Origin of the sequence: Amycolatopsis sp. Poz14 (assembly GCF_006704225.1) — a bacterium.
Taxonomy (GTDB): Bacteria; Actinomycetota; Actinomycetes; order Mycobacteriales; family Pseudonocardiaceae; genus Amycolatopsis; species Amycolatopsis nivea.
Genome location: NZ_JACLHD010000001.1, coordinates 7,740,317 through 7,766,595, shown reverse-complemented (window position 1 = coordinate 7,766,595; position 26,279 = coordinate 7,740,317). Strand labels below are relative to the sequence as shown.

Sequence of the window (26,279 nt, the reverse complement as noted above, 5' to 3'; positions counted from 1 at the left end):
TGAAAGCAGGACCTTTCCTTGCCCGAGGAACCGGCCTACGAAGCCGAGCTGCGCCGCGAGCAGGCTTATGTCGACGCGCTGTTCGCGAAGCTCGACGCCGAACGCACCCAGACCCAGCGCCGCCTCGACGAGACCCTGCGCCAGACCGGCGGGACGCCGCAGGCGCGGACCGAACGCGAAGCCGCCACGAACCTGCACAGCGACCGGCTCGCCCAGCTCGGTTCGGTCGAACAGGGGCTGTGCTTCGGCCGGCTGGACTTCGGGCCCGGCAGCGCCTCCGAAGACACCGAGGAAACCGCCTACATCGGACGGCTCGGGCTGTTCGACGAGGACGACGACTACCGGCCGCTGCTGATCGACTGGCGCGCGCCGGTCGCGCGGCCCTTCTACCTCGCCACCGCCGCTTCGCCGGACGGCGTGCGCCGCCGTCGCCACCTGCGGTCGCTGAGCCGTCGCGTCACCGGGTTCGACGACGAGATCCTCGACCTGACCGCCGCCGACCAGGGCCAGGACCTCGGGCTCGCCGGCGAGGCCGCGTTGCTGGCCGCGCTGGAGCGCCGCCGGACCGGCGAGATGGCCGACATCGTCGCCACCATCCAGGCCGAGCAGGACCGGATCATCCGCGCGCCGCTCGGCGGGGTCATGGTGGTGCAGGGCGCGCCGGGCACTGGCAAGACCGCGGTCGCGCTGCACCGCGCGGCGTACCTGCTCTACACGCACCGCCAGCAGCTGACCACGCGCGGCGTGCTCGTCGTCGGCCCGAACTCGACCTTCCTGCGCTACATCGGCCAGGTGCTGCCGTCGCTCGGCGAGACCGGCGTGCTGCTGTCGACCATCGGGCAGCTGTGGCCGGGCCTGGACGCGGACGGAGCCGAGTCGCCGGAAGCGGCCGAGGTGAAGGGCCGGCTGGTGATGGCCGAGGTGCTCGCCAAGGCGGTCCGCGACCGGCAAGGTGTACCCGATCCGGTGATCGAGATCGAGCACGAACGCGAGATCCTCAAGCTCGACCGGAAGACCTGCGCGCAGGCCCGCACCCGGGCTCGCCGTTCGCGCCGGCCGCACAACCTCGCGCGGCGGCTGTTCGTCTCCGACGTGCTCGATGCGCTCACCCGGCAGGCCGCCCGCGCGCTGGGCGAGGACCTGCTGGACGCGCAGGACGTCCAGGACATCCGTGCCGAGCTCGCGTCGAGCCCCGCGGTGGCCGCCGCGCTGAACTCGCTGTGGCCGAAACTCACGCCCGCGGGCCTGCTGGACGACCTGTTCGCCGAGCGCGAACACCTCGACCGGGCGGCGGGCGAGCTGCTGTCCGAAGAGGACCGGAAGCACCTGGAGAGCGGCCGCGACGCGAAGTGGACGCCCGCCGACGTGCCGCTGCTCGACGAACTGGCCGAACTGCTCGGCAGCGACGACTCCGAGGAGGAGGCCGAGCAGAAGCGCCAGGAACGCGTCGAGCGCGCGTATGCCGAGGGCGTGCTGGACATCCTTGAGCAGGACGAGGAAATCCAGGACGAGGAGATCCTGCGGGTGTCCGACGTGCTGGACGCCGAGCTGTTCGCCGAACGCCAGCAGGCGCGCAGCGAGCTGACCGCGGCGCAACGGGCGGCGCAGGACCGGACGTGGACGTTCGGGCACGTGATCGTGGACGAGGCGCAGGAACTGTCCGCGATGGACTGGCGCCTGCTGATGCGCCGCACGCCGAACCGGTCGATGACGCTGGTCGGCGACGTCGCGCAGACCGGTGCCGCCGGGGGAGCGCGGACCTGGGACGAGGTGCTGTCGCCCTATGTCGCGGACCGCTGGCGGCTGGAGCAGCTGACGGTGAATTACCGCACCCCGGCGGAGATCATGGCGGTCGCGGCGGGCGTGCTTGCTGAACTGGACGTGGACCTGGCCGCGCCCGCATCGGTGCGGGAGACCGGGGTGCCGCCGTGGGGCGTGGAGGTCGCCTCGCTGGACGAGGAACTGCCGCCGCTGGTGGCCGCGGAACTGTCCGCTGTGGACGGTGGGACGGTCGCGGTCCTGGTGCCGGGTTCGCGCATGGACGAGGTGCGGAAGCTGCTTCCGGAGGACGACCGGCTGAGCGTGCTGACCGTCGATCGTTCCAAGGGACTGGAGTTCGACGGGGTCGTGCTGGTGTCGCCGGACGAGATCGTGGCTGGCTCGGCGCGCGGGCTGAACGACCTGTACGTGGCGCTGACCCGGGCGACGCAGCGGCTCGGCGTGGTGCGGACTGGTCCGGCGGTGCCCGCGCTCGGCGGGCTTGGTTAACCCGGACCCCGCCCCACCACCGCCCTCAACGGAACGGCTGCGCCGTGCGGATAAAGTCCGGGCATGCAGAACATCGGCAGGACAGCTGTCCTCGGCGCGGTCGTGGCGGTCGCCGCGTTCGGCCTCACGGCCTGCGGCGGCGACAGCAGCGCGGCTCCGGCGACCCCGAGCCGCGAGTGCACCGCGGACGACATCAAGACCACCGGGAACTTCGGCCAGGCGCCGACGATCACCATCCCGGACGACTGTGCCCCGCCGAAGAAGCTGCTCACCAAGGATCTGTCGGAGGGCACCGGGAAGGCCGCGGCCGCCGGGTCGAAGCTGTCCATGAACTACCTGGTCGTCACCTGGTCGAACAAGAAGAAGCTGGACAGCTCGTTCGACCGCGGCGAGCCGTTCGGCCTCGATCTCGGCGCCGGCCAGGTCATCGAGGGCTGGGACCAGGGCCTCGTCGGCGTCAAACAGGGCGGGCGGCGGTTGATGATCATCCCGCCCGCCCTCGCCTACAAGGACGGCGGACGCGGCATCGCGCCCAACGAAACGCTGGTGTTCGTGACCGACGCCCTCTCGGTTTCCTGAGTCAGGGGATCAGCAGCAGCTTCCCGGTCGTCCGGCGTCCCTGCAGGTCCTCGTGGGCCTTGCGGGCGTCGGCGAGCGGGTAGCGGCCGCCGATGCGGACGTTCAGCGAACCGTCCTGCACGGCGGCGAACAGTTCGCCGGCGCGCCAGTCGAGTTCCTCGCGCGTGCGCAGGTAGTGGCCGAGCGTCGGGCGGGTCAGGAAGAGCGAGCCGCCGGAGTTGAGCCGTTGCGGGTCGACCGGCGGCACCGGGCCGCTGGCCGCGCCGAACAGCGCCAGGGTGCCGCGGATCTTCAGGCTCGCGAGGCTGCCGTCGAAGGTGCTCTTGCCCACGCCGTCGTAGACCGCGGCGACGCCTTCGCCGTCGGTCAGCTCGCGGGTCACGGCGGCGAAGTCCTCGCGGTCGTAGCGGATCACGTGGTCCGCGCCGGCGCCGCGAGCCAGTTCGGCCTTCTCGTCGGTGGACACGGTGCACAGCACTCGCGCGCCGCGCGCCTTCGCTAGCTGGACCAGCAACAGACCGACGCCGCCGGCCGCCGCGTGGACGAGGATGTCGTCGCCTGCCTGGACTTCGTAGGTCGAACGCACCAGGTAGTGCGCCGTCATGCCCTGCAGCATCGTGGCGGCGGCGAGCTCGTCGGACACGCCGTCCGGCACCTTCACCGTGGCGCTGGCCGGGACCACCGCGCGCTGGGCGTAGCTGCCGAGCACGCCCTGCCAGGTCACGCGGTCGCCGGGGGCGAATTCGGTGACGCCCTCGCCGGTCTCCACGACGGTCCCGGCGCCCTCGGAGCCGAGGACGAACGGCAGGTCGATCGGGTAGATGCCCTGGCGCTGGTAGGTGTCGATGTAGTTGACGCCCGCGGCGGCGAGGTCGACCAGCAGTTCGCCCGCGCCGGGCGGGCCGGGCTCGATCTCGGCCAGTTCCAGCACTTCCGGGCCGCCGGTCCGGGTCACCTGCACTGCGGTCGGCATCGTTCCTCCTCGAGATGGGCGCGTCTGGCGTCCACTATGGCCGAGAACACGGTCGGGCCGCGGGGGCGGGGGTCTCGGGTTAAGCTCCGGACGTGGCTGAGGAGACCGAAAACACGCCGACCGCGCCGACTGCCCGCCAGCTGGCGTCCGCCCGCGACTTCGTGGCGAAGCACGGGAAACCGTCGCGCGCCGTGGTCGAGAACATCGGCCTCGCCGGCGCGCGGGTCGTGCTCGTGGGCCCGGACGGGGCGATGGGCGACGTGCTGGTCGCCGGGGTCGAAACCGGGAACGCGCTGGTCGAGCAGGTCGACGACCTCGAGGCCGCGGAGTGGGACAGCGAAACCGTGAAGACTGTCAAAATCGGTGCCGCGCACCGGCGCAAGATGGCCGGGCCGCGAGCAGGCCGGTGACCCGCTCGGCGATTTTCGTCGGCTGCGCCGCGCTGCCCGAGGGCGACGGCGACGAGGCCGCGGTGCTGCCCGCGCTCGCGGACCTCGGATTCACCGTGAGCTGGGCGGCCTGGGACGCGGCCGCGGACTTCGCCTCGGCGGACATCGTCGTGCTGCGCGCCGCCTGGGACTACCCGGAGCGGCGCGAGGAATTCCTCAGCTGGTGCGAGGACGTGCCCGGGCTGAGCAATCCGGCCGCGGTCGTGCGGTGGAACACGGACAAGACGTATCTCGGCGAACTGCTCGACGCCGGGGTGCCGACGGTGCCGGTCGAGATCGTGCCGCCGGGGGAGAAGCCGCGCTGGCCGAAGAAGCCGTTCGTGGTGAAGCCTTCGGTGGGCGCGGGAGGCCGCGGCGCCGCCCGGTTCTCCGCCGCCGGTGCGGACGCGGAGCAGCATCTGCGCACTTTGCACGACGAGGGCCGCACGGGTCTGGTGCAGCCGTATCAGTCCAGTGTGGACGCTCAGGGCGAGATTGCGGTGACGTATTTCGGCGGCGTTTATTCGCACGCCTTCACGAAATTCGCGCCGCTGGAGTCCTCAATGGACAGTTCCGGGCTGTACCGGGAGGAGCGGCTCGCGGCCGCGGTCCCGGCCCCGGAGGTGCGCGCGGTGGCGGAGGACGCGCTGGACGCCGCTTGCGGGCTGCTCGGGATCTTGCGGGCGGAACTGCTGTACGCACGGGTCGACCTGGTCCGCGGGGACGACGGGCGTCCGCTGGTGCTGGAGCTGGAATTGACCGAGCCTTCGCTGGGTTTCCGGCACGCAGACGCGGGTGCGCCGTTGCGGTTCGCGTCGGCGATGCGGCAGCAGTTGGCCTAGCTCGGGCGGGCTACGCGGCGTTTCCCGGGGAGACTTTGCGCTCAAGCTGAGCGGATGTGAGTCGCCCGCTTGAGCCGCGCGTTACGCACGCTCGATTCGCGTCGGCGATGCGGCAGCAACTGGCCTAACTCAAGCCGTCCGCCGCTTGGCCGCCAACCGTTCCGCTCGGGGCCACCGGACGTCCGTCGCCCAGCCGAGGCGTTCGAAGGTCCAGATCACCCGCGCCGAGACGTCCACTTGGCCGCGCAGGACGCCGTGCCGGGCGCAGGTCGGGTCGGCGTGATGGGAGTTGTGCCAGGACTCTCCCATGGACAGCAGCGCCAGCGGCCAGAAGTTCGCGGCGCGGTCGCGGCTCGCGAACGGGCGGTCGCCGATCAGGTGGCACACCGAGTTCACCGACCAGGTCACGTGGTGCAGGAACGCGATCCGCACCAGCCCGGCCCAGAAGAACGCCGTCAGCGCGCCCTGCCAGGTGCCGCTGAAGGCCCAGCCGAGGGCGGCGGGCAGGGCGAGGCTGAGCGTGATCCACAGCCAGAAGAACCGGTTCACCAGGCGCAGGTCGCGGTCGCCGACGAGGTCGGGCGCGAAACGGTCGGCGTTGGTGACCTCGCGCTGGAACATCCAGCCCATGTGCGCGTGCCAGAACCCGCGCAGCAGCGCCGCCGGCGAGGTGCCGAACAGCCACGGCGAATGCGGATCGCCCTCGCGGTCGGAGAACGCGTGGTGGCGGCGGTGGCTCGCGACCCAGAAAATCACCGAACCCTGCACCGCCATGCTGCCCGCGATCGCGAGCGCGATCCGCAGCGGGCGGCCCGCTTTGAACGCGCCGTGGGTGAAGTAGCGGTGGTACCCGACAGTCACGCCGAGGGTGGCGAGCACGTAGAAAACGGTCGCGAGGATCAGGTCGGTCCAGCCGATGCCCCATCCCCACACCAGCGGCACGGCGGCGATCAACGCGGCGAACGGCACGAGCAGGAACGTCTTGAGCACGAGCATCTCGGCGGTCCCGCGCCGGCCGGAGAGCAGGGGTTTGGCGGCACGGGCAGGGGCGGTCGGCATGGCGGCACCTCGGGCTTTTCGGAAAGCCGGACGGTGACGACGGTAAGCCGCCGACCTGTCCGCCGGGCCGACGCGCAGTTACGCCCGGATGACCGTCAGTTCGCGGTGGCGAGTTCCCGCTTCTCGGCGGGCTCCAGCGACGTGACCGGGCCCCGGTCGCGAGTGCCGGTCCACAGCACCGCCGTCACCACGATCACGAGCGCCGAGCCCAGCACGTGGAAGGACACCATCGCCTCGGGCACGCCCAGCGCGTACTGCACCGTCCCCAGAACACCCTGCAGCAGCGCGACAATCCACACCCACGCGTACCGCCGCCACACGCTCTTCGGCGCGCCGACGCGCATCAGCGTGAGCCCGAAGACCCCCAGCACGACGAGGTACGCGATCAGCAGTCCGCTGTGGATCCGGGCCAGCTGCTCGATCGGGGCGTCGAGGCGATGCGTGTTGACGTCGCCGCCGTGCGGGCCCGCGCCGGTGACCGTGGTGCCGGCGATGAGCACCGCCCACATCAGCACCGTCAGCAGCACCAGCATCTGCCGTCCCAGCTTCGGGACCAGCGGGCGCGCCGGTTCGTCTCCTTCGCGGAAGGCCTTCAGCAGCAGGACCGCCAGCCACACGAGCGGCGTCGACGCGAGGAAGTGGATCGCGACCGTCCACCATTCCAGTTTCGCCAGCACCGTCAGCCCGCCGATGACCGCCTGCAGCACGACGCCGCCGGGCATCGTCCAGGCGAGCTTCACCAGCCGCTTGCGCTCCGGGTGGTCGATCTGGATCCGCCACGCGGTGAGCACGGCGAGCGCGGCCACCACGATCACGACGCCGGTCAGCATCCGGTTCGAGAACTCGATCCACTGCGTGACCGCGTCGATGCCGGAGTGCCGCACCGGCACGAGGCTGCCCGCGACGCACTGCGGCCAGGTCGGGCATCCCAGCCCGGACCCGGTCACCCGCACCACGGACCCGGTGACGCCGATGCCTGCCTGCGCGACCACCGCGGCGATCCCGACCGCGCGCTGAACCGCGGCGGACGGATACGGCAGGCGGGCGATCAAACTGCGAAGGGACACGCCGAAAGAATACTCGCGCGCGTTTTCCCGCCTGCACGCGGCGGTATTGTTCCGCCCGGATTCGCCAGCGTGCGCAAGGAATCGGGTGCGGCGGCGGTCACATTCCGGCGCGAAATTCCGCGCGGAAATCGCGGTGTGGGATTCAGGTGAGTTTTGTGGTTCGCGTCGCCAGCACGCCGGCCGCCGCCGCCCACGCCACCAGCACCGCGGCCGGTCCGAGCGGGAACTGGCCGTCCACCAGCGCCGCGCGCATGCCTTCGGCGAGCGCGCCGGAAGGCAGCAGCGACACCACGAACCCGACCCCGGACGGCAGCGCCGACGGGGCCAGCAGAATCCCGCCCGCCAGCAGCAGCACGAACCATACGATGTTCGCCAGCGCCAGCACGGCTTCCGCGCGCAACGCGCCGCCCAGCAGCACGCCCAGCGCGCCGAAAGCCAGCGTCCCCAGCACCAGCAGGACCACCGCGGAACCGATCCCGGCGGCCGACGGGGACCAGCCCAGGAAAGCCGCCACGATGCCGAGCACCACGGACTGCAGCGCCACCACGACCAGCGCCGCCACGACCCGTCCGGCCACCAGCAGCCAGCGCGGCAGCGCCGTCGCCGAAAGCCGCTTCAGCACGCCGTACCGCCGGTCGAAGCCGAGCGCGATCGCCTGGCCGGTGAACGCCGACGACATCACCGCCAGCGCGAGGATCCTCGGCGTCATCCAGTCCACTTTGGACGTCGAGCCGAGCTGGCTCGCCGGGAGGATGTCCAGCAGGCTCAGGCCGATCAGCAGCGCGAGCGGAATGATCAGGGTGAGCAGCAGCTGCTCGCCGTGCCGCAGGGTCAGCGCGGCCTCGACGCGCGCGTGCGTGCGCAGCATCTTGCCGAGCGAACCGCGGCCGGGCGCGGGGGCGAAAGTGCCCGCGGGGAACGGAGAACTCATGCGCGCAGCTCCCGTCCGGTGAGTTCGAGGAACACTTCTTCGAGCGTCCGCCGTCCGACTTGCAGTTGTTCGGGCAGTACGCCCTGTTGCGCGCACCAGGCGGTGACGGCGGAAACCACCTGCGGGTCGACCGCGCCCTCCACCAGGTACGAACCGGGCGCGGTTTCGCTGACCCGGTAGCCCTCCGGCAGCGCGGCCGCGAGCAGCGTCGTGTCGAGTTTCGTGCGGGCGCGGAACCGCAGCTGCGCCGCCTCGCCCGCCTCCAGGGTCAGCGCATGCGGCGTGCCTTCGACGACCACCTTGCCGTGGTCCACGATCACCACCTGGTCGGCCAGCGTTTCCGCTTCCTCCATCAGGTGGGTGGTGAGCAGGACGCTCACGCCGTCCGCGCGCAGGGCCGCGAGCAGGTCCCAGACCAGCCGCCGCGCCTGCGGGTCCATGCCCGCGGTGGGCTCGTCCAGGAACACCAGCTCCGGGCGGCCGACCAGCGCGCACGCCAGCGAAAGCCGTTGCTGCTGCCCGCCGGAGAGCCGTTTGAACGGGGTCCGCTTCGCGCCGGCCAGCCCGAGCACGTCGAGCAGCCACGCCGGATCGTGCGGGTTCGCCGCGCAGGAAGCCACTAGCCGCAGCATTTCCTCCGCGCGCACGCCCGGGTACGCGCCGCCGCCCTGGGGCATGATGCCGACGCGGGGGCGGAGCCGGGAGCTGTCCGCGACGGGGTCGAGGCCGAGCACGCGCACCCGGCCCGCGTCAGGTCTGCGGAAACCCTCGCAAATCTCGACAGTGGTCGTTTTTCCGGCGCCGTTCGGCCCGAGCAGGGCCAGCAGGCAGCCACGCTCCATGCGCAGGTCGATGCCGTCGACCGCGGTGGTGGAGCCGTAGCTTTTCGCCAAGCCGGAGATCTCGACGGCGGGGTTGTCCACAACGAATCACGATACGACGTCGGCGGGCGCGCGCGGTGCTGGGGACGCCGGAGGTGTCCTGGACAACAGCAGCGGCGAAACCCGGTACACGATCGCGAGGCCGCCGAGGGTCACCAGAGCGGCCGCGCCGTAGGCCCACGGCAGGACGTACGAGCGGCCGTCGAAGGTGCCGCCGGTGGGCGGCAGCAGGAACGGCAGCCCGGCGCTGATGACCGTGGCGACCACCCGGAACCGCGACGTCCCGGCCGCGGCGGCGAGCGGGATCACCGCCCACAGCAGGTACCAGGGCTGGAGGTTGATCTGCAGGATCATCGCCGCGCCCAGCGAAACGCCGAGCCCGATGATCGGCCGGTACCGCCATTTGAAGCTGGCCCACAGGAATTTGATCGTGACGGCCGCGGTGATCGCGTTGCCGAGCGTGCCGAGGATCGGCACCAGCGCGTCGGTGTGGTTGCCCAGCCCGAGCGTGATGCCGAGGACGCCGCTGAGGTTCGCGATCTCCGCGGTGGGGGAGATGAACGACCGCACCAGCCCCGGCGTGCTCGCCGTCGCGCCGATCCAGCCGAAGCCCAGCCCGGTGCCGACGCAGATCGCGGTGAGCACGACGCCGAACAGCAACGCCATCGGCGCGCCCGCCCACACCAGGTCCTTCAGCCGCCCGTGCCATCTGCGCGCGACCATCACCGACAGGAACGGCAGCGCCAGCACCGCCGGGATCTTCACGGTGGCGCCGACGGTGATGATGACGACGCCGAGCGCGATGAAGAGCAATTCGCCCTTCGCCAGCGGCGGCGGACTGTCTCCCTTCACCCGCACCGGGAGCCGCCGGATGCCGATCTCCAGCCCGGCCACCATGAGCCCGATGGCCAGCGAATCGTTGTGCGCGCCCGCGACGAAATGGAAGATCAGCAACGGGTTCGCCGCGCCGAGCCACAGCGCGGTGGCCGGCTGCACGCCGAACCGCCGGGCCAGCCGCGGCACTGCCCACACGATCAGCAGCACGCCCACCATCGCGAGGCCGCGCTGCAGCAGCACGCCGACGACGATGTTGTTGCCGCCGACCGGGGCCAGCCACCCGCCGAGCCGCAGCAGCAGCGGGCCGTACGGGGCGGGCGTCTCGCGCCAGATGTTGGTGACGCCCGCGGTGAGCGGATCCGCGACGCCGAGCGCCTGCGCCGGGCCGAGCTGGTACGGGTCCATGCCGCGGTGCACGATCTCGCTCTGCGCGAGATAGCTGTAGACGTCGCGGGAGAACAGCGGCGGGATCAGCAGCAGCGGCGCGACCCACATCGCGACGGTGCGGGCGAGCTGCCCGCTGGTGGCCAGCCGCGCGCTCGCCGGACGGGCGAACCGGGCGAGCATGAGCCAGCTCAGCACCAGGATGCCCATCCCGGAGAACGCGATCGCGAGCGAGACCGTCGGGATCCGGATGAACAGCCGCAGCACCGGCAGGTCCTGCACCGGGTTGATCACCGGCGCGGCGCCGGCCCCGAGCGAGCCGAGCGCGAGGAACAGCGAGCCGACCGTGCCGAAGCGGCGGACCGCGTCGAGGCCGCGGGTCTCGGCGGCGTTCAGCGGATCGGTGCGGCGCGGGCCGACCGGCGACGGCGCGGCCGCCGGGTGGTCAGCGCTGTCGGCGCCGCCGGATACGTCCGGTTCCGGTGCCCGCTGGTCCGGGTGTTCGCCGACTGCCACGCCCGGAAGCGTATCGAGTCCGGTACGGGCGGCGTGGCGAGTCCGGCCGGAAGGCTGTGGACGGGTGCGGGGCGGCGGGTCGCGGGCGGGTTTGGCGGGCGGCGCGGAGGGGCGGATCGGTCTGGTTCGAGCGGAGGGGAGGATCGAGTCCGGTCGGCGTGCGGAGTCCGGCGGGAACGGTGTGGGCGGGTGCGGGGCGAGGCCCGTTCCGCGTGAGTCGGGTCACTGGGCGACACCCCGCCTTTGCCCGGCGGCCGGAAATAAGACACACTTGTGTTGTGAAAAAGAACGGGACCACCGGCGAGGGGCGCGGCGAGCAGCCGCGCACCGCGGCTGTCGGCGTTCCCGTGCAGGTCAGCGCCGCGAACGTGGCCGAGGGGCGCACCCGGCACGAGGTCGCCCGGCTGCTGCTGGAGCAGGGCCCGATGACCGCCGTGGTGGTCGCCGAGCAGCTCGGGATCAGCCCGACCGCGATCCGGCGGCACCTCGACGCGCTGCAGGCCGACGGCGAGGCCGAGACCCGCGACGCCCCCCGCAAGGGCCCGCGCGGACGCGGCCGCCCGGCCAAGCTGTTCCTGCTCACCGAAGCGGGCCGCGCCCGGTTCGGGCACGCCTACGACGACCTCGCGGTCTCGGCCATCCGCTTCCTCGCCGAGCACGCCGGCCCGGACGCGGTGCGCGCGTTCGCCGAGCGCCGGGTCGAGGGGCTCGTCGGGCCGCACCGGCAGGCGATCACCGGATCGGCTGATCCGGTCGAGCGCGCCGAGGCCCTCGCCACCGCGCTGAGCAGGGAGGGCTACGCTGCCTCGACCCGTCAGGTCGGGGCGGGAACCCCCGCCGCGAACGTCGGCGCGCAGCTGTGCCAGCACCACTGCCCGGTCGCGCACGTCGCCGCGGAGTTCCCGCAGCTGTGCGAGGCCGAGACGGAAGCGTTCGCGAAGCTGCTGGGCACCCACGTCCAGCGGCTGGCGACCATCGCGCGCGGAGACAACGCGTGCACCACACACGTACCCGCCGGACCGGCGGGTATCCCGGCCCATCCCGAGCCGGACCGCACGACGCCCGGACCAGCGGCCCCGCCGCCCGAAGGGCACGCACCACGGATCCCGAATGGAGGGAAACCCGCATGACTGCCGCTGCCGAGCAGCGCACTCCCACCACCGAGCCGTTGAGCCAGGAAGAGACCATCGCGTCCCTTGGCAACTACGCCTTCGGCTGGGCGGACTCCGACGAGGCTGGCGCCAGCGCCCGCCGCGGCCTGAACGAGGATGTCGTCCGCGACATCTCCGCGAAGAAGTCCGAGCCCGAGTGGATGCGCGACGCCCGATTGAAGGCGCTCAAGCTGTTCGACCTCAAGCCGATGCCGAACTGGGGCGCCGACCTCTCGGGGATCGACTTCGACAACATCAAGTACTTCGTGCGGTCCACCGAGAAGCAGGCGGCCAGCTGGGAAGACCTGCCCGAGGACATCAAGAACACCTACGACAAGCTGGGCATCCCCGAGGCGGAGAAGCAGCGCCTCGTGGCCGGCGTCGCCGCGCAGTACGAGTCCGAGGTCGTCTACCACCAGATCCGCGAGGACCTGGAGGAGCAGGGCGTCCTGTTCCTGGACACCGACTCCGCGCTGCGCGAGCACCCGGAGATCTTCCAGGAGTACTTCGGCTCCGTGATCCCGGCCGGCGACAACAAGTTCTCCGCGCTGAACACGGCGGTGTGGTCCGGCGGCTCGTTCATCTACGTGCCGAAGGGCGTGCACGTCGAGATCCCGCTGCAGGCCTACTTCCGGATCAACACCGAGAACATGGGCCAGTTCGAGCGGACGCTGATCATCGTCGACGAGGACGCCTACGTCCACTACGTCGAGGGCTGCACCGCGCCGATCTACCAGTCGGACTCGCTGCACTCCGCGGTCGTCGAGATCATCGTGAAGAAGGGCGCCCGCTGCCGCTACACGACGATCCAGAACTGGTCGAACAACGTCTACAACCTGGTCACCAAGCGCGCCAAGTGCGAAGAGGGCGCGACCATGGAGTGGGTCGACGGCAACATCGGCTCCAAGGTGACCATGAAGTACCCGTCGGTCTTCCTCATGGGCGAGCACGCCAAGGGCGAGGTCCTCTCGGTCGCGTTCGCGGGCGAGGGCCAGCACCAGGACGCCGGGGCCAAGATGGAGCACCTCGCGCCGCACACGTCCTCGACCATCGTGTCGAAGTCGGTCGCGCGCGGCGGCGGCCGGACCTCCTACCGCGGCCTGGTCAAGGTCGCGAAGCGGGCGCACCACTCGCGCTCCAGCGTGGTCTGCGACGCCCTGCTGGTGGACACGATCTCGCGGTCGGACACGTACCCGTACGTGGACATCCGCAACGACGAGGTGTCCATGGGCCACGAGGCCACCGTGTCCAAGGTCAGCGAAGAGCAGCTGTTCTACCTGATGTCGCGCGGCCTCGACGAGGCCGAGGCGATGGCGATGATCGTGCGCGGGTTCGTCGAGCCCATCGCGCGCGAGCTGCCGATGGAATACGCGCTCGAGCTGAACCGCCTGATCGAGCTGCAGATGGAAGGGTCCGTCGGCTAAATGTCCGTGGCAGAGAACAACGTTTCCGAAGCCATCCGCGAGGGGGTCGTCGTTCCGGCGGCCTCCCGCGCGGAGCGCTTCACCTCCTACGACGTCGAGGCCTTCGAGGTCCCCGGCGGGCGTGAGGAAAACTGGCGCTTCACGCCGATGAAGCGCCTGCGCGGCCTGCACGACGGTTCCGCCGTCGCCTCCGGCGAGATCACGCTGGAGACCGAGGCCGCGCCCGAGCTGAAGATCGAGACCGTCGGCCGCGACGACTCGCGGCTCGGCCAGGCGGGCGTGCCGAGCGACCGCATCGCCGCGCAGGCGTACTCCTCCTTCGCCAAGGCAACCGTCGTGACGGTGCCGAAGGAGACGAAGGCGTCGACGCCGTCGGTGCTGCGCATCCACGGCCCGGGCGAGGGCCAGGTCGCCTACGGGCACCTGCAGGTCCGCGCCGAGGCGTTCGCCGAAGCCGTGATCGTGCTCGACCACGTCGGGTCCGGCACCTACGCCGACAACGTCGAGTTCGTCATCGGCGACGGAGCCAAGGTCACCGTGGTCAGCGTCCAGGACTGGGCCGACGACGCGGTGCACGTCTCCGAGCAGCACCTCAAGCTGGGCCGCGACGCCGCGCTGCGGCACACCGTGATCACCCTGGGCGGAGACCTGGTCCGCATCTCGCCGACCGCGACCTTCACCGACAAGGGCGGCGACGTCGACATGCTCGGCGTCTACTTCGCCGACGGCGGCCAGCACCAGGAGCACCGGCTCTTCGTCGACCACGCGGTGCCCAACTGCAAGTCGCGGGTCGGCTACAAGGGCGCGCTGCAGGGCGAGGGCGCGCACGCGGTGTGGATCGGCGACGTGCTGATCCGGGCCGCGGCCGAGTCCACCGACTCCTACGAGTTCAACCGCAACCTGGTGCTCACGCCCGGGGCGCGCGCGGACTCGGTGCCGAACCTGGAAATCGAGACCGGCGAGATCGAAGGCGCCGGCCACGCGAGCGCGACGGGAAGGTTCGACGACGAGCAGTTGTTCTACCTGCAGTCGCGCGGAATCGCCGAAGAAGCCGCCCGCCGCCTGGTCGTGCGCGGGTTCTTCCACGAAATCCTGGTGAAGATCGACGTCCCCGAGGTGCGCGAGCGCCTCGAAGCCGCGATCGAGGCCGAACTCGAAGCCGTCGGCGCCTGACGCCCTCCACCGCAGACTTTAGGAAACGAAGAATGGCTACCCTGGAAATCAAGGACCTGCACGCGTCGGTGACCACCGACGAAGGCGCCAAGGAGATCCTCAAGGGCGTCAACCTGACCATCCGGTCGGGCGAGACGCACGCGATCATGGGCCCGAACGGCTCCGGCAAGTCCACCCTGTCCTACGCGATCGCCGGCCACCCGAAGTACACGGTGACCTCCGGCGAGGTGCTGCTGGACGGCGAGAACGTGCTCGAGATGAGCGTCGACGAGCGCGCCCGCGCCGGCCTCTTCCTCGCCATGCAGTACCCGGTCGAGGTGCCCGGCGTCTCGATGTCGAACTTCCTGCGCACCGCGGCCACCGCGGTCCGGGGCGAGGCTCCCAAGCTGCGCCACTGGGTCAAGGAGGTCAAGGAGGAGATGGGCAAGCTCGGCATCTCCCAGGAGTTCGCCGAGCGCTCGGTGAACGAGGGCTTCTCCGGCGGCGAGAAGAAGCGCCACGAGATCCTGCAGCTGGCGCTGCTCAAGCCGAAGTTCGCGATCCTCGACGAGACCGACTCCGGCCTGGACGTCGACGCGCTGCGCGTCGTGTCCGAGGGCGTCAACGAGTACAAGGCGGGCAACGAGGTCGGCGTCATGCTGATCACGCACTACACCCGCATCCTGCGGCACATCACCCCGGACTTCGTGCACGTCTTCGCCGACGGCCGCATCGTCGAGTCCGGCGGCCGCGAACTGGCCGACGAGCTGGAGGAGAACGGCTACGTCAAGTACGTCGGCTCCGCCGAGCCGGCCAAGGCCTGACGTTCCCCGCGCCCCGTTCCCGACGACACCGAGAGAGAGGAGTTGGCTCGATGACCACCACGGCTTCGAACAGCCCGACCAACTCTGTTCCCCTTGACGTGGCGGCACTGCGTGCCGACTTCCCGATCCTGACGCGCACCGTGCGCGACGGGAAACCCTTGGTGTACCTGGACTCCGGAGCGACCTCGCAACGGCCGGTGCAGGTGCTCGACGCGGAACGGCGGTACGTGTTCACGTCGAACTCGGCCGTGCACCGCGGCGCCCACCAGCTGTCCGAAGAGGCCACCGACGCCTACGAATCCGCGCGTGCCAAGACCGCGGAATTCGTCGGCGCGGACCCGGAAGAGCTGGTGTTCGCCAAGAACGCGACCGAGGGCATCAACCTCGTGGCGTACGCGATGAGCAACGCCGCCACCGCCGGACCGGAAGCGGAGCGTTTCCGGATCGGCGAGGGCGACGAAATCGTCATCACCGAGATGGAGCACCACGCGAACCTCGTGCCGTGGCAGCAGTTGTGCCAGCGCACCGGGGCGACGCTGAAGTGGTTCAAGGTGACCGCCGAGGGCCGGCTCGATCTGTCCGACATGGACAGTGTGATCACGCCGCGCACGAAGGTGGTCGCGTTCGCGCACCAGTCCAACGTGCTCGGCACGGTCAACCCGGTGGCCAAGCTGGTGGCCAAGGCGAAAGAGGTCGGCGCGCTGACCGTGCTGGACGCCTGCCAGTCGGTGCCGCACTTCCCGGTGGACTTCCACGCGCTGGACGTCGACTTCGCGGTGTTCTCCGGGCACAAGATGCTGGCCCCGTCCGGGATCGGCGTGCTGTACGGCCGGACCGAACTGCTGTCCGCGATGCCGCCGTTCCTGACCGGCGGTTCGATGATCGAGCTCGTCACGATGGAGCGCACCACGTTCGCCGCGCCGCCGCAGCGGTTCGAGGCCGGGGTGCCGATGACGTCGCAGGCGATCGGCCTCGGCGCGGCGGTGGACTACCTGTCCGCCATCGGGATGGACCGCGTCGCGGCGCACGAGCACGAGCTGGCCGCGGCCGCGATCGCGGGGATCAGCGCGATCCCGGGCGTGCGCATCGTCGGGCCGACCGACCTGGAAGACCGCGGCGCTACCGTCGCGTTCGTGATCGACGGCGTGCACCCGCACGACGCCGGCCAGGTGCTCGACAGCCTCGGCATTGCCGTGCGGGTGGGGCACCACTGCGCGTGGCCGCTGCACCGGGCGTGCTCGGTGCCCGCCACCGTGCGGGCGAGCTTCTACCTGTACAACACGCTGTCCGAAGTGGACGCTCTGGTCGCCGGGATCCGCGAGGCGCAGAAGTTCTTCGGGGTGGCCCAGGACGGGGCCGAGAAGTGAACCTGGAGAGCATGTACCAGGAGATCATCCTGGACCACTACAAGAACCCGCACGGGCGCGGCCTGCGCGATCCGTTCGACGCGGAGTCGTTCCAGGTCAACCCGACCTGCGGCGACGAGATCACCTTGCGGGTGAAGGTCAGCGACGGCAAAGTCGAGGACGTGTCCTACGACGGGCAGGGCTGCTCGATCAGCCAGGCGTCCGCGTCGGTCCTCACCGACCTGGTCGTCGGGCACACGGTCGACGAGGCGTTCACGACCATGGACGCGTTCGTGGAACTGATGCAGGGCAAGGGCAAGGTCGAACCGGACGAGGACGTACTGGAGGACGGCGTCGCGTTCGCCGGCGTCGCGAAGTACCCGGCGCGCGTGAAGTGCGCCCTGCTCGGCTGGATGGCGTTCAAGGACGCGGTGTCCAGCACCACCACAGGAGCTGAGAAGGCATGAGCGAAGAGACGGCCACCGACCCGCGCGAGGGGCGCACCGCCGCGGACCTGCCCGAGCAGTCCGCCGCCGTCCCCGCCGACATCGCCAAGATCGAGGACGTCGAGGAAGCGATGCGCGACGTCGTCGACCCGGAACTCGGCATCAACGTCGTGGACCTCGGCCTGGTCTACGACATCCGGGTCGAGACCGACAACACCGCGACGATCGACATGACGCTCACGTCCGCGGCGTGCCCGCTCACCGACGTGATCGAGGACCAGACGTCGGCCGCGCTGACGTCCGGCGGTCTCGTGAACGACTTCCGGATCAACTGGGTCTGGATGCCGCCGTGGGGCCCGGAGAAGATCACCGACGACGGTCGCGAGCAGTTGCGGGCGCTCGGTTTCACTGTCTGACGTTGTGCTTCGAGAAGGCCGCTCCCGGTTCGCCGGGGGCGGGTGCTATTACTGGTCAATGACCGAACCCGACTCCGAATCCGTGCGTTCTTCCGAGGAAAGACCCAGCCGCGGCCTGGCCGTGGGAGCGGTGTCCGTGGCCGCGGTGAGTTTCTCGCTCGCGGTGCTCACCTGGCTGGCCTGGCTGCTGGTCCGGCCCCGGATGCTGACCGCCGGGGTGTATCCGCTCGTGGCCGAGGTGTTCGTCCTGGTGCTCGGTGCGTTGTGGTTCCTGGCGCTGCTGGCCGGGGTGCTGGCGGTGGTGCTCGGGCGGCTCGGGGGAGGACTGCGCTACGGCGGCGACCTGGCCCGCAAAGGCGCGCTGCTGGGCGGGCTGACGGTGGTGGTGGCGCTGGCCGGGACGGTCGCGTTCACGGTTAGTCCTGGGTTGATGCCTGTTTATGGGGATGTTGGGCGGCCGCTTAATTCGATCCTTCGGGAGTAGGGGTTGTATAACGGCCTATACGGGGGTGGGTGAGTCCATTGTGGATAGAGGGGCGTTATCTGTCTGGGCGGTCCTCGGTCGTGTGACGGGTCCGCGGCTGGTGTCGATCCTCGCTCGGTGATCGACGGGTTTCTGGCCGCCGTCGCTGGTTTTCTGCGTGCTTCGCCGGTTTTCGGCGGTGCTGGCGCGTATGCCGTTGCGCAGGGGTATTTCACCTTGCTGGGCCGGGTGATGGTTGGCATGACTTGCCGCGGTGGTGAGGGCGTCGTGGTTTCGGGCGGCTCGTCGCCTGGCGGCGACATTGCGCTCGTTGGTTGCGTGGGGCACCCCGAAGCTTGATTGTGCTGACGGGCGGTGGGTGCTTGTCAAGGCGGGAAAGATGCCTTGACAAGCACCCACCGCCCGCAGGGAGGCTTCGTATCGGGGTGCGGGGGAGGGGCTGGGTGCCTCGATGGTTGGGTGCATCGGCTGCGGGTCGGGCTGAGTGTTTCGATGCGTGGGTGCGTCGGCTGCGGGAGCCGGGCTGAGTGTCTCGCTTGTCGGGTGCGTCGGCTGCGGTTGGTGGGTGGGATAGCGCCCCAATGTGGCATTGGGTGCGTGGGACGCACCCAATGTGGCGTTCGGTGCGTCTGACGCACCCAATGCCGCATTGGGGCGCACCGGAGTTGGTCGTGAGGGGAACCCTGGGGGAATCTGGGTTCGTGAGGGTTCCCCTCACGTACTTCGCCGAGCAGGGTTGGGGTGAGGGTCAGCGGGTTCGGGGCCGTCGTCCGGAGCGTCGGAAGACGACGAAAAGCAGTCGCAGCCCCGCCAGTGCGCTGATCATCAGCAGGTTGTAGCCGAACACGTGGTTGAGCGTTAGTCCGGGCACCAGTTGCGGACCGCTCGAGCTGGACAGCAGTAGTACGGCCATAAGTCCGGTTGCGATGCCGACCAGGGCCAGTAGCACCTCGTGCACCAGGCCGGTCACCAGGTCGCGGTCGCGTTCGTCGGAGAACAGGCGCATGTTCACCGACAGTCTGCCTTCCTCCAGCGCCGCGCCGATCCGGTCGACGCGGCGGGGGAGGCGGCGCAGCACCGGCAGCAAGGCGGTGAATTCGTCGGTGACGGTGCGGCGCAGGGTGTCCGAGCGCAGGCCGATGCGTTCGGTGGCGAATGCGCGGGATTCGGCGACCAGGTCGAAGTCCGGGGCTAGCGTCGCGAGGGTGCCTTCCATGGTTGCCAAAGCGCGGAACACCGCGGCGATCGGCGGCGGGACGGCGAGGCGGAAGTCGGCTACGACGCGGAACAGGCCGGTGAACAGGTCGAGACCGGGGCTCCGGCCGGGGCCGAAGTGTCGGGCCAGCAGGGCGCCGAGGGCGCGTTCCAGGCGTTGTTCGTCGAGATCGTCCGGGCGGTTGACGATTTCCAGCAAACCGTCGCGGACGCCGGCTGGGTCGCCGCGGTCGATGGCGGGCAGCAGGGCTTGCAGGCCGGCGCGCAGGCCGGTGTCCAGGCGGCCGACGGAGCCGAAGTCGAGCAGGCCGAGGGTGCCGTCTTCGAGCAGCAAAACGTTGCCAGGGTGCGGATCTGCGTGGAACACCCCGCCCAGCAGTACTTGGTCTAGCAGGCTGCGCAGGAAGGTGCGGGCGAGTTCTTCGCGGGAGTGCGCGGAACCTGTGGCGAGCGGTTTGCCGTCCAGCCGGCGCATCACCAGAACGCGCTCTGTGGACAGTGCTTTGTGGACAGTCGGCAACGTGACGCCGGGGACTGGATGTGCGGCGATGGCTTCGATGTTCGCGGCTTCGGTGCGGAAATCGAGTTCGTCCTCAAGGGACTCGGCGAAGCCGTCGGCCAGTTCCCGGACACCGAGCGAACGTGCCCAGCCGGCGCGTTCGTACAGCACGGCGGCGAGGCGGCGGACGATGTCGATGTCGCGTTCCACCTGCTCGCGGATCCCGGGCCGCTGCACCTTCACGACCACCTCGGCGCCGGACCGCAGCCGGGCGCCGTAAACCTGCGCGATCGACGCTGCGGCAAGGGGTTCGTCGTCGATGTGGGCGAAGGCGGTGACGTCGATTTCCTCCCGCAGCAAAGCGCGCACCTCGTCTTCGGGCGCGGGCGGGACTTGATCGTGCAGCTTGCTGAGTTCGCGGATGTACACCGGCGGCAGGAGATCGGCGCGGGTCGAGAGCAGTTGGCCGAGCTTCACGAACGTCACGCCCGCTTCTTCCAATGCCAGCCGCAGCGACCGCGCGAGTTTCGCCGAGCCGTCGGGTCCCGCGGTGCGCCGGCCGGTGAGGAACGAGCCGAGGCCGTGGCGGATCGCGATGCGCATGATCCGCGAGTAACGACGGGCGCGGGACGCGCGGGATCGCAGCGAGCGCATCCGGGCGAACAGTCCCGGTCCGCCGGACGGAACCGCGAGTTCGGCGACGAACAGGACCAGCAGGGTCACCGCGAGCGCACTGCCCGCCAACGGGATCAGCAGTCCGATCGCGACCCCGGCGTTGGTGAGCACGGCGATCGGGAACAGCCGGACAGCGGTGCCCGCGACGAGCCAGCCGGCCAGCGCGGCGCCGAGCGCCCGGACGAGACCGACACGCACCCCGAGCACTTTGCGGGCCGCGGCGACGAGCGGCCACAGCACGACGACGTAGGCCACCAGGCCGAGCAGCAGCGTTTGCATGCCGAAGAGCACACCAGCACGGCGGCGCGCGCGGATCCAGCCGGGGCGGGACGGGCCTCCCTCTCGCGGGGGAGCGCCCTACTTTCGGACGTAGTCGGCCCCGGTGGTGAACTTCTAACGTCATCGAGCGGACAAAGGGTTGCTTGCTTTCCCCGATGAGTACGGAGGACACGATGCACGCACGAGGGTTCCGGCGGATCGCCGCACTGGCCACGGTCGCCGCCGTGCCGCTCGGCTTCGGCCTGGCGACCGCACCCGCCGCCTCCGCCGCCGCGGCGACCACCGTCTACTACAGCTCGGCAGGCGCGCCGGACTACGTCGCGCAGATCGACCAGGGTGCGGCGAACTGGAACGCCGCGGTCACCGACGTGCAGCTGGTCAAGGACGAGGGCAAGGCGACGATCACCATCCACGAGGTGCACAGCGGCGGCTCGTACACGCAGACCGACGGCCACGGCAACGGCGACGTCTACCTGGACACGAGCCAGGTCGCGGAGGGCTACGACCCGACCCGCATCGCCGCGCACGAGCTCGGGCACAACCTCGGGCTGCCGGACCACTACGAGGGGCCGTGCACGGAGCTGATGTCGGGGCACGGTCCGGGCACGTCGTGCACCAACGCGAAGCCGGACGCGCAGGAGTCGGCGAAGGTGCAGCAGTTGTGGGCCAACGGGGTCCGGGCCGCGGGCACGCGGGTCACGACGACTGTCTACTGAGGACTCGTGAGTGTTTGTGCCGGTTCTAGCGGACTCTCATTTGGTGACCTACCGTGGTGGCATGGGTCACGGTTACGAGGTTACTGCTGGTTGGGGCGGTCGGCAGCCGATCTTGGACTCGTATGCGCGGCTGTCCAGGAACCAGGCCGGGAAGCTGGAGAAGTGCGAGACTCAGCACGCTGACAACCGCGAGACGATCGCGCGGCTGGGCGGCGTGCTGGGCGAGGAGATTTCCGACCCGAAGCTGTCCGCGTGGAATCCGAAGGTCCGCCGCAAGGGGTGGGAACGGATCATCAAGCGGATCGCGTCGCGGGCGTCCGATGGCGTGGTGTTGTGGAACACCGACCGGGGTTGGCGCCTGTCCTCGGATCTTGAGGACTTGTTCAAGCTGGTCGAGGGCTTCGACTCGGTCACGGTGGGGTCCTCGCACGGTCGTTATGACCTGTCGGATTACAACGACCGGTACCAGTTGCGGCAGGAGGTCGCGCACAACCAGCGCAACTCAGACGAAGCGTCTCAGCGGATTTCCCGCCGGTTCGACACGCTGCGCCGCCGGGGCATCCCTCATTTGCAGGGCCGGTCGTTCGGGTTCCCCGGGCTGGACCGGACGGTGCCGAAAGAACAGGCGCTGGACGAGGACGGCAAGGACACCCGGAAGCCGGTTCCGGCGGAACTAGTGGAGCGGGAGCGTGCCGCGTTGCGGTCCGGGACGCGCGCTCTCCTGGCCAAGGTGACCCAGGAAGCGGTGACCGAGGAATGGAACGCGGCAGGGCTGCGCACGGTCACCGGCGGGGTGTTCCGCCCGACGCAGGTCCGGGACGTGCTGCTGCGGCCGCGCAACGCGGGACTGATCGAGCACGACGGGGAAATCGTCGGGCACATGCCGGGCGAGCCGATCGTGGACCCGCACGATTTCAAGCGACTGCGAGCGCTGTTCGCCGGACGCACCCGGGGACGGCAACCGGGCAATACCTACGTGGGGTCCGGGATTGCGACCTGCCCGAAGTGCCGCAAGAAGCTGTCCGCCCGCCCGCACGTCGGCGAATACCCGGACGGACAGCGGCGGCGCCAATACCACTGCCCGAAAGCGCGCGGGGGCTGCGGCAAGGTCGCGGCGGACATGCGTGCGGTGGACCGGGAAATCCGCGCCCTGGTGATCGCGCGATTTTCGGACAAGAACCACGCGGCGGCGATCAAGGCCGCGCGGGCGCTGGTCTCCGATCGGCTGGCTGCCGTCGAGGCGGAGATCACCGAGTGCGAGGAACGGCAGGAAGCGATCGCGGCGAAGTGGGGCGCGCGGCAGATGTCGGACAAGGCGTACGACAAGGCGAACGAGCCCCTGCTGAAGGATCTCGCGCGCCTGGAGGCGGAGCGGGAGGAGTTGACCGGCGGCAACCCGGAAGGCCCCACCGAGGCCATGACCCTGGATGAAGCCGCCGCGAAATGGGACGCGGCCGATGTCGGCGAGCGACGCGCCATGCTCAGCGACGCGCTCGGCCGGGACACGCTCTGCGTCTACCCGTCCGCCCGCAAGGGGTTCCGCACGTTCGACCCGAAACGCGTCCGCATCGAGCCGTACGAGACCAAGCGCGGCCGGGCCGATACGGACCCCGGTCCCGGCGGCTGACCGCGCTGACGACGTTAACGGGAATACCAGCGACGAGGAAGGTCCTTCCATGGCGATATTCAGTCCGGGCAGCGGACCGTTGCCGACTGCGCCCGAAGACACCGCTGCCGCCAACCTGGACGCGTTCGTCGCGGACGCGTGCGCGCGGTGGGATTACACCCTGGTCGCGTCCCGCCGCCCCGAGGACGACCGCGACGACGGCCGGTACGTGTGTGATCTGGAGTTCCGGCGCCCGAACGGGAAGCACCACACGTGCCAGGTGGCCATGTTCGGGGTTCCGCGCGACTACGCCGAGGGCGGTGACGCGCTCATGTTCCCGGAGCCGCGGTTGTACGTGGACGGAGAGTCGTGGGTGTGGGACTTCGGGGTGGGTATCGCGGCGGCGTACTTCGATCGCAACCCTGACGACGTCAACCATCCCGAACACCCGGACCACGACACGTGGCTGCGCGACCAAGCCCAGGCGGCTCAGAGGCGCACGCGTAGCGACACGACCGCCGGCATGCCCGGGTCTCGGCGCATGGTGTCCTGATCGGACGGACCGGATCCGCTGACGGTGGCTCGCCGCTCGGGCGCGGGTTCAGAGCTGTTCGGACTCGCCGGTTGCCGGTTCGATCACGTTTGTGGGCATGTCGAATCTCATCTCGATGACGTCCTGCCTGAGTTCGCGAAGCTCCGATTCACTCGCGCGTGAAAGAGGAGCCAGGTTTCCGTCAAGGTCACGACTCCATTGCTTGCCGGCCGGATCGGTGAAGAGGACCAGATCGACATAGGCGGTGAGGAGACCCTTCGCGACGGCGTCGTGCGTGGACAATTTCGGGCCCGGCCACTCCTTGAGAACGGCGGCCATGCGGACAGAAGAGGACAGGTGGTCAAGCAGGCCATCGAGTCGCTGCGGCTCGGCGGTTGGGGGCAAGGCGTCGGCACTGAGCACGACCGGTCCTGCGGGCCGAACCTTGATGCAAATCAAGACTCTCGTCATGGGAGCGGAGTTTCGGTTGTTGTACATGAGGGAGACGCGATCGGTCCCAGAGACACGGTCCCGCTGGAGCCAGACTCCGAAGTTGGCAGGCAGTTCACGCCGGACGCTCCGGGATGTCCGCCAGAGCGCGCAACCAGCCAGTACCGCGCTCGTGGCCGATATTCCCCAGGGGGCAGCTTGAACCCAATCGAAACTCATCGCGCCCTCCGACGCAGTCCTGGTCTGGGCGCATTCGCACTACGGGGTACGGGCGCGCCTCGCATGAGCTGAATCTCGGCCGCAACGAACGACTGCGTTCACTAGGCAAGCCGAGTGTAGGGATGGGCGTGGTCTGTTCGGCTCTGCGATCCATTGGAAGCCTGGTATCTGGACGAGCGGCCCGGCGTCATGCCAGATCGTTGAGCAACTTGAGCAGGGCGAGCACATCTTCACAGATGGCTTCCGCTGGCAGGTTTTTCGCGACATCGATCGCGTTCAGGCCGAGTCCTGTGAGAATGTTCTTGGCACGGACGTCGATCAGTGTCTGTGGTGCGTCCCGGTCAACAAAGCTGCTGCCGATGGCGATGGCGTGGTGGTCTCGCAGGTAGTCGGTCACCTCGTCTTCCGTCTTGCCGGAGCAGGCGGCGAGTGTGGGTGGCCAGAGTAGGTATGCCTCGATGTAGCGGCGCCGCCATTTGCGGGCGTGGAAACCTTCGAGGTCTGGGCAGTTGGCGTCTTGGAGGTGGTCGCCGACGGTGTTGAGGGCTTCATCGTCGCGGTCGCGCAGGCTCACGGCGACTATTCCTGGGATGTCCTCGATGAGTGCCCTCCATAGATTCTTGCGCTCCTTGTGGGATGCTGTGGTGTGCCATGCCACCCAGTCTGTTGGCCAGGTCAGGCCGGCTGCTTGGGCAAGATGCTTGAGGATCGGGATGTCAGACGTCCCTTCCACAAACAGGATATGTTTGGCTTTGCGGACTTGGTCGATCCGCGGTGCGTAGTCAGAGCCGAGTCCTTCCAGGAGCCCGATCTTTTGGTGGGGCTCGGACAGGTATCGGGTGGATCCTCCCGGTTTGATCTGCAGGATTTTGGACGGCTCAGCGTTGCGTAGAATCTCGCTGGAATGGGTTGCCAGAAGTACTTGTTTGCCGACCGATGAGGCGAGATCCTCCAAACGTCCAAGCATCTCTTGCTGCAGTGTTGGGTGTAGGTGCGCGTCGGGCTCGTCGAAAAGAAGTACGTCTGCGTCAGGTGAGGTAGCGAGGGTGTAGACGCTGAGCCATTGCAGAAATCCGCTGCCCTCGACCATGAGATCGCGCAGGTTGTATCCGGGATGACGTTTGAACTTGTAGCCGTCGACCGTTCCCTTGTCGACCAGAACTTCGATGTAGGAGTGGTACTCTTCGCGAAAGTCCTTCACCTGCAGTTCAGCGTTGAAGACCCCGCGTAGCGCCTGAAGCAGCAGTTCCCATGGATCTTCTTCGCGCAGCCGTTTCAGGTCGGCGTCGCTAATTTTTGTGCGACGTTTTCCGGACTCATGGGCGGGCCGTTCACGCAGGGCGGCACGTTTTGCCAGGTTGGCCTGCTGCATGTCTAGAAGGAGGTTGCGTAGCACTGCTCCGGCCAGTCCCTCGCCGATTCGTCGGCGACGAATCGCGCCGTTAATGCGTTCTTCTCTAGCCATGATGCCGGCAAACGGAGGCAGGTAGGCTATCCGAGGTGCCGGATCGCCGGACGCAAGATTAGAGCTGGCGGTCTTGATGAAAAGTCGGTCATTCACTAGCGCAAGCCCGAAACCAAGTTCTCGCGCTTTGCCGTCTTGCTCCCATTCGCAGGTCAGGTGCAAGGTGTAGCCACCATCTGCGGCATCGGGTTCCTTAGCGGACTTGAGGTTTGTCCAGAGGTGCTTGAGCGAGGGGACATTGATTGGCGAGAACTGCTCGTCGCCCAAGCCGAACCCCTGCCGATCGGTTGCTTCGGGTAGCAGCCCTTCCTCGCCACGTTCCATGCGCGTAGCCGTTCGACAGAACTCCCAGACAGCGAGGCCGTGCAGAAGGGAGGTCTTCCCGGAGTTGTTGCCGCCAGCGATCAACGAGACACCGGGCCGAAGGGTGATCGTGGTGTCTTTGAACTGCTTGAACCGCTGAAAACTCACCTTCCTGATCGTGATCGGCGGACGCACGTCGTCAGTAGCCGACAAGCCGAGGCCTGAATTTTCTCCCATCAGGGGCAGGGCTCCGTCAGGGAGAGGTTCAGGGATGTCGGCGTGCTGCAGTTCTGTCACGTTCGATAGTCGCAG

25 protein-coding genes are annotated in these 26,279 nt (G+C 69.3%); 16 read left to right on the top strand and 9 right to left on the bottom strand.

The window, feature by feature from the left end:
• The first annotated feature begins 18 nt into the window (after positions 1-18).
• Entirely contained in the window at positions 19-2,268 is a 2,250-nt protein-coding gene (locus FKO37_RS36015; protein ID WP_238607426.1) for an AAA family ATPase, read from the top strand.
• 63 nt (positions 2,269-2,331) lie between these two features.
• Positions 2,332-2,847, top strand: a complete 516-nt coding sequence (locus tag FKO37_RS36010) for an FKBP-type peptidyl-prolyl cis-trans isomerase (RefSeq protein ID WP_238607425.1) — start codon at positions 2,332-2,334, stop codon at positions 2,845-2,847.
• A gap of 1 nt (position 2,848) precedes the next feature.
• Here FKO37_RS36010 and FKO37_RS36005 read toward each other — a convergent pair whose 3' ends face one another.
• Positions 2,849-3,820 carry a quinone oxidoreductase gene (locus FKO37_RS36005; RefSeq protein WP_134730911.1) on the bottom strand — a complete coding sequence of 324 codons (972 nt, stop codon included), beginning with the start codon at positions 3,818-3,820 and terminating at the stop codon, positions 2,849-2,851.
• A gap of 92 nt (positions 3,821-3,912) precedes the next feature.
• Here FKO37_RS36005 and FKO37_RS36000 point away from each other — a divergent pair, with 92 nt between their 5' ends.
• Both FKO37_RS36000 and FKO37_RS35995 read left to right on the top strand, forming a co-directional pair.
• Positions 3,913-4,230: a hypothetical protein gene (locus tag FKO37_RS36000; RefSeq protein ID WP_009075903.1), complete on the top strand. Its 318-nt coding sequence runs from the start codon at positions 3,913-3,915 to the stop codon at positions 4,228-4,230.
• The gene (locus tag FKO37_RS35995; protein ID WP_238607424.1) at positions 4,227-5,090 is read left to right on the top strand and encodes a RimK family alpha-L-glutamate ligase; all 864 of its coding nucleotides are present in this window, start codon (positions 4,227-4,229) and stop codon (positions 5,088-5,090) included. The genes FKO37_RS36000 and FKO37_RS35995 overlap by 4 nt, the downstream gene beginning before the upstream one ends.
• Positions 5,091-5,219: 129 nt before the next feature.
• Here FKO37_RS35995 and FKO37_RS35990 read toward each other — a convergent pair whose 3' ends face one another.
• The 5 genes from FKO37_RS35990 to mptB form a co-directional block, all read right to left on the bottom strand.
• Entirely contained in the window at positions 5,220-6,149 is a 930-nt protein-coding gene (locus tag FKO37_RS35990; RefSeq protein ID WP_037814670.1) for an acyl-CoA desaturase, read from the bottom strand.
• Between the two features lie 95 nt (positions 6,150-6,244).
• The gene (locus tag FKO37_RS35985) at positions 6,245-7,216 is read right to left on the bottom strand and encodes a heme A synthase (protein ID WP_037814671.1); all 972 of its coding nucleotides are present in this window, start codon (positions 7,214-7,216) and stop codon (positions 6,245-6,247) included.
• 142 nt (positions 7,217-7,358) lie between these two features.
• The gene (locus FKO37_RS35980) at positions 7,359-8,147 is read right to left on the bottom strand and encodes an ABC transporter permease (RefSeq protein WP_037814673.1); all 789 of its coding nucleotides are present in this window, start codon (positions 8,145-8,147) and stop codon (positions 7,359-7,361) included.
• On the bottom strand, positions 8,144-9,070 hold the full coding sequence (locus FKO37_RS35975) for an ABC transporter ATP-binding protein (protein ID WP_238607423.1): 927 nt from the start codon (positions 9,068-9,070) through the stop codon (positions 8,144-8,146). The genes FKO37_RS35980 and FKO37_RS35975 overlap by 4 nt, the downstream gene beginning before the upstream one ends.
• 6 nt (positions 9,071-9,076) lie before the next feature.
• Entirely contained in the window at positions 9,077-10,645 is a 1,569-nt protein-coding gene (mptB, locus tag FKO37_RS35970) for a polyprenol phosphomannose-dependent alpha 1,6 mannosyltransferase MptB (protein WP_235146566.1), read from the bottom strand.
• A gap of 398 nt (positions 10,646-11,043) precedes the next feature.
• Here mptB and FKO37_RS35965 point away from each other — a divergent pair, with 398 nt between their 5' ends.
• The 9 genes from FKO37_RS35965 to FKO37_RS35925 all read left to right on the top strand — a co-directional run bounded on the left by FKO37_RS35965 (position 11,044) and on the right by FKO37_RS35925 (position 18,347).
• The gene (locus tag FKO37_RS35965) at positions 11,044-11,895 is read left to right on the top strand and encodes a metalloregulator ArsR/SmtB family transcription factor (RefSeq protein ID WP_037814675.1); all 852 of its coding nucleotides are present in this window, start codon (positions 11,044-11,046) and stop codon (positions 11,893-11,895) included.
• Positions 11,892-13,340 (top strand): Fe-S cluster assembly protein SufB, encoded by a 1,449-nt coding sequence (gene sufB / locus FKO37_RS35960; RefSeq protein WP_037814676.1) that lies wholly within the window; start codon positions 11,892-11,894, stop codon positions 13,338-13,340. The genes FKO37_RS35965 and sufB overlap by 4 nt, the downstream gene beginning before the upstream one ends.
• Positions 13,341-14,513: a Fe-S cluster assembly protein SufD gene (gene sufD, locus FKO37_RS35955; RefSeq protein ID WP_037814677.1), complete on the top strand. Its 1,173-nt coding sequence runs from the start codon at positions 13,341-13,343 to the stop codon at positions 14,511-14,513.
• 32 nt (positions 14,514-14,545) lie between these two features.
• A complete protein-coding gene (gene sufC, locus FKO37_RS35950) occupies positions 14,546-15,316 on the top strand; it encodes a Fe-S cluster assembly ATPase SufC (protein WP_037814678.1) in 771 nt (256 codons plus the stop codon).
• 50 nt (positions 15,317-15,366) lie between these two features.
• Positions 15,367-16,683, top strand: a complete 1,317-nt coding sequence (locus FKO37_RS35945) for a cysteine desulfurase (protein WP_037814680.1) — start codon at positions 15,367-15,369, stop codon at positions 16,681-16,683.
• A complete protein-coding gene (gene sufU / locus FKO37_RS35940; RefSeq protein WP_037814681.1) occupies positions 16,680-17,129 on the top strand; it encodes a Fe-S cluster assembly sulfur transfer protein SufU in 450 nt (149 codons plus the stop codon). Before FKO37_RS35945 ends, sufU begins: the two co-directional genes overlap by 4 nt.
• A complete protein-coding gene (locus FKO37_RS35935; RefSeq protein ID WP_037814682.1) occupies positions 17,126-17,524 on the top strand; it encodes a metal-sulfur cluster assembly factor in 399 nt (132 codons plus the stop codon). Before sufU ends, FKO37_RS35935 begins: the two co-directional genes overlap by 4 nt.
• A gap of 58 nt (positions 17,525-17,582) precedes the next feature.
• Positions 17,583-18,008 (top strand): hypothetical protein, encoded by a 426-nt coding sequence (locus FKO37_RS35930; protein ID WP_134730905.1) that lies wholly within the window; start codon positions 17,583-17,585, stop codon positions 18,006-18,008.
• 117 nt (positions 18,009-18,125) lie between these two features.
• Positions 18,126-18,347, top strand: a complete 222-nt coding sequence (locus tag FKO37_RS35925; protein WP_238607422.1) for a hypothetical protein — start codon at positions 18,126-18,128, stop codon at positions 18,345-18,347.
• A 409-nt stretch (positions 18,348-18,756) separates the two neighbouring features.
• Here FKO37_RS35925 and FKO37_RS35920 read toward each other — a convergent pair whose 3' ends face one another.
• Positions 18,757-20,676 carry an AarF/ABC1/UbiB kinase family protein gene (locus tag FKO37_RS35920; RefSeq protein WP_238607421.1) on the bottom strand — a complete coding sequence of 640 codons (1,920 nt, stop codon included), beginning with the start codon at positions 20,674-20,676 and terminating at the stop codon, positions 18,757-18,759.
• Positions 20,677-20,849: 173 nt separating this feature from the next.
• On the opposite strand from FKO37_RS35920, the gene FKO37_RS35915 reads away from it, so the two are divergent.
• From FKO37_RS35915 to FKO37_RS35905, 3 genes are all read left to right on the top strand, one after another.
• Positions 20,850-21,392 (top strand): snapalysin family zinc-dependent metalloprotease, encoded by a 543-nt coding sequence (locus FKO37_RS35915; protein ID WP_043833247.1) that lies wholly within the window; start codon positions 20,850-20,852, stop codon positions 21,390-21,392.
• Positions 21,393-21,453: 61 nt separating this feature from the next.
• Positions 21,454-23,019, top strand: a complete 1,566-nt coding sequence (locus tag FKO37_RS35910) for a recombinase family protein (protein ID WP_238607419.1) — start codon at positions 21,454-21,456, stop codon at positions 23,017-23,019.
• A gap of 49 nt (positions 23,020-23,068) precedes the next feature.
• Positions 23,069-23,551 carry a hypothetical protein gene (locus FKO37_RS35905; protein WP_238607418.1) on the top strand — a complete coding sequence of 161 codons (483 nt, stop codon included), beginning with the start codon at positions 23,069-23,071 and terminating at the stop codon, positions 23,549-23,551.
• Positions 23,552-23,599: 48 nt separating this feature from the next.
• Here the strand turns inward: FKO37_RS35905 and FKO37_RS35900 are convergent, their stop codons facing one another.
• Together FKO37_RS35900 and FKO37_RS35895 are read right to left on the bottom strand one after the other, a co-directional pair.
• Positions 23,600-24,001 carry a hypothetical protein gene (locus FKO37_RS35900; RefSeq protein WP_238607417.1) on the bottom strand — a complete coding sequence of 134 codons (402 nt, stop codon included), beginning with the start codon at positions 23,999-24,001 and terminating at the stop codon, positions 23,600-23,602.
• A gap of 385 nt (positions 24,002-24,386) precedes the next feature.
• On the bottom strand, positions 24,387-26,264 hold the full coding sequence (locus tag FKO37_RS35895) for an ATP-binding protein (protein WP_238607416.1): 1,878 nt from the start codon (positions 26,262-26,264) through the stop codon (positions 24,387-24,389).
• Positions 26,265-26,279: the final 15 nt, after the last annotated feature.

Bases quoted from the DNA above. Each gene is read 5' to 3' on its own strand.
- sufD (WP_037814677.1), top strand. From the start codon at position 13,341: ATGTCCGTGGCAGAGAACAACGTTTCCGAAGCCATCCGCGAGGGGGTC.
- FKO37_RS35935 (WP_037814682.1), top strand. From the start codon at position 17,126: ATGAGCGAAGAGACGGCCACCGACCCGCGCGAGGGGCGCACCGCCGCG.
- FKO37_RS35980 (WP_037814673.1), bottom strand. From the start codon at position 8,147: ATGAGTTCTCCGTTCCCCGCGGGCACTTTCGCCCCCGCGCCCGGCCGC.
- FKO37_RS36010 (WP_238607425.1), top strand. From the start codon at position 2,332: ATGCAGAACATCGGCAGGACAGCTGTCCTCGGCGCGGTCGTGGCGGTC.
- FKO37_RS35900 (WP_238607417.1), bottom strand. From the start codon at position 24,001: ATGACGAGAGTCTTGATTTGCATCAAGGTTCGGCCCGCAGGACCGGTC.
- FKO37_RS35905 (WP_238607418.1), top strand. From the start codon at position 23,069: ATGGCGATATTCAGTCCGGGCAGCGGACCGTTGCCGACTGCGCCCGAA.
- FKO37_RS36005 (WP_134730911.1), bottom strand. From the start codon at position 3,820: ATGCCGACCGCAGTGCAGGTGACCCGGACCGGCGGCCCGGAAGTGCTG.
- FKO37_RS35920 (WP_238607421.1), bottom strand. From the start codon at position 20,676: ATGCAAACGCTGCTGCTCGGCCTGGTGGCCTACGTCGTCGTGCTGTGG.
- sufC (WP_037814678.1), top strand. From the start codon at position 14,546: ATGGCTACCCTGGAAATCAAGGACCTGCACGCGTCGGTGACCACCGAC.
- FKO37_RS35990 (WP_037814670.1), bottom strand. From the start codon at position 6,149: ATGCCGACCGCCCCTGCCCGTGCCGCCAAACCCCTGCTCTCCGGCCGG.
- FKO37_RS35945 (WP_037814680.1), top strand. From the start codon at position 15,367: ATGACCACCACGGCTTCGAACAGCCCGACCAACTCTGTTCCCCTTGAC.
- sufB (WP_037814676.1), top strand. From the start codon at position 11,892: ATGACTGCCGCTGCCGAGCAGCGCACTCCCACCACCGAGCCGTTGAGC.
- FKO37_RS35930 (WP_134730905.1), top strand. From the start codon at position 17,583: ATGACCGAACCCGACTCCGAATCCGTGCGTTCTTCCGAGGAAAGACCC.
- FKO37_RS35915 (WP_043833247.1), top strand. From the start codon at position 20,850: ATGCACGCACGAGGGTTCCGGCGGATCGCCGCACTGGCCACGGTCGCC.
- FKO37_RS35910 (WP_238607419.1), top strand. From the start codon at position 21,454: ATGGGTCACGGTTACGAGGTTACTGCTGGTTGGGGCGGTCGGCAGCCG.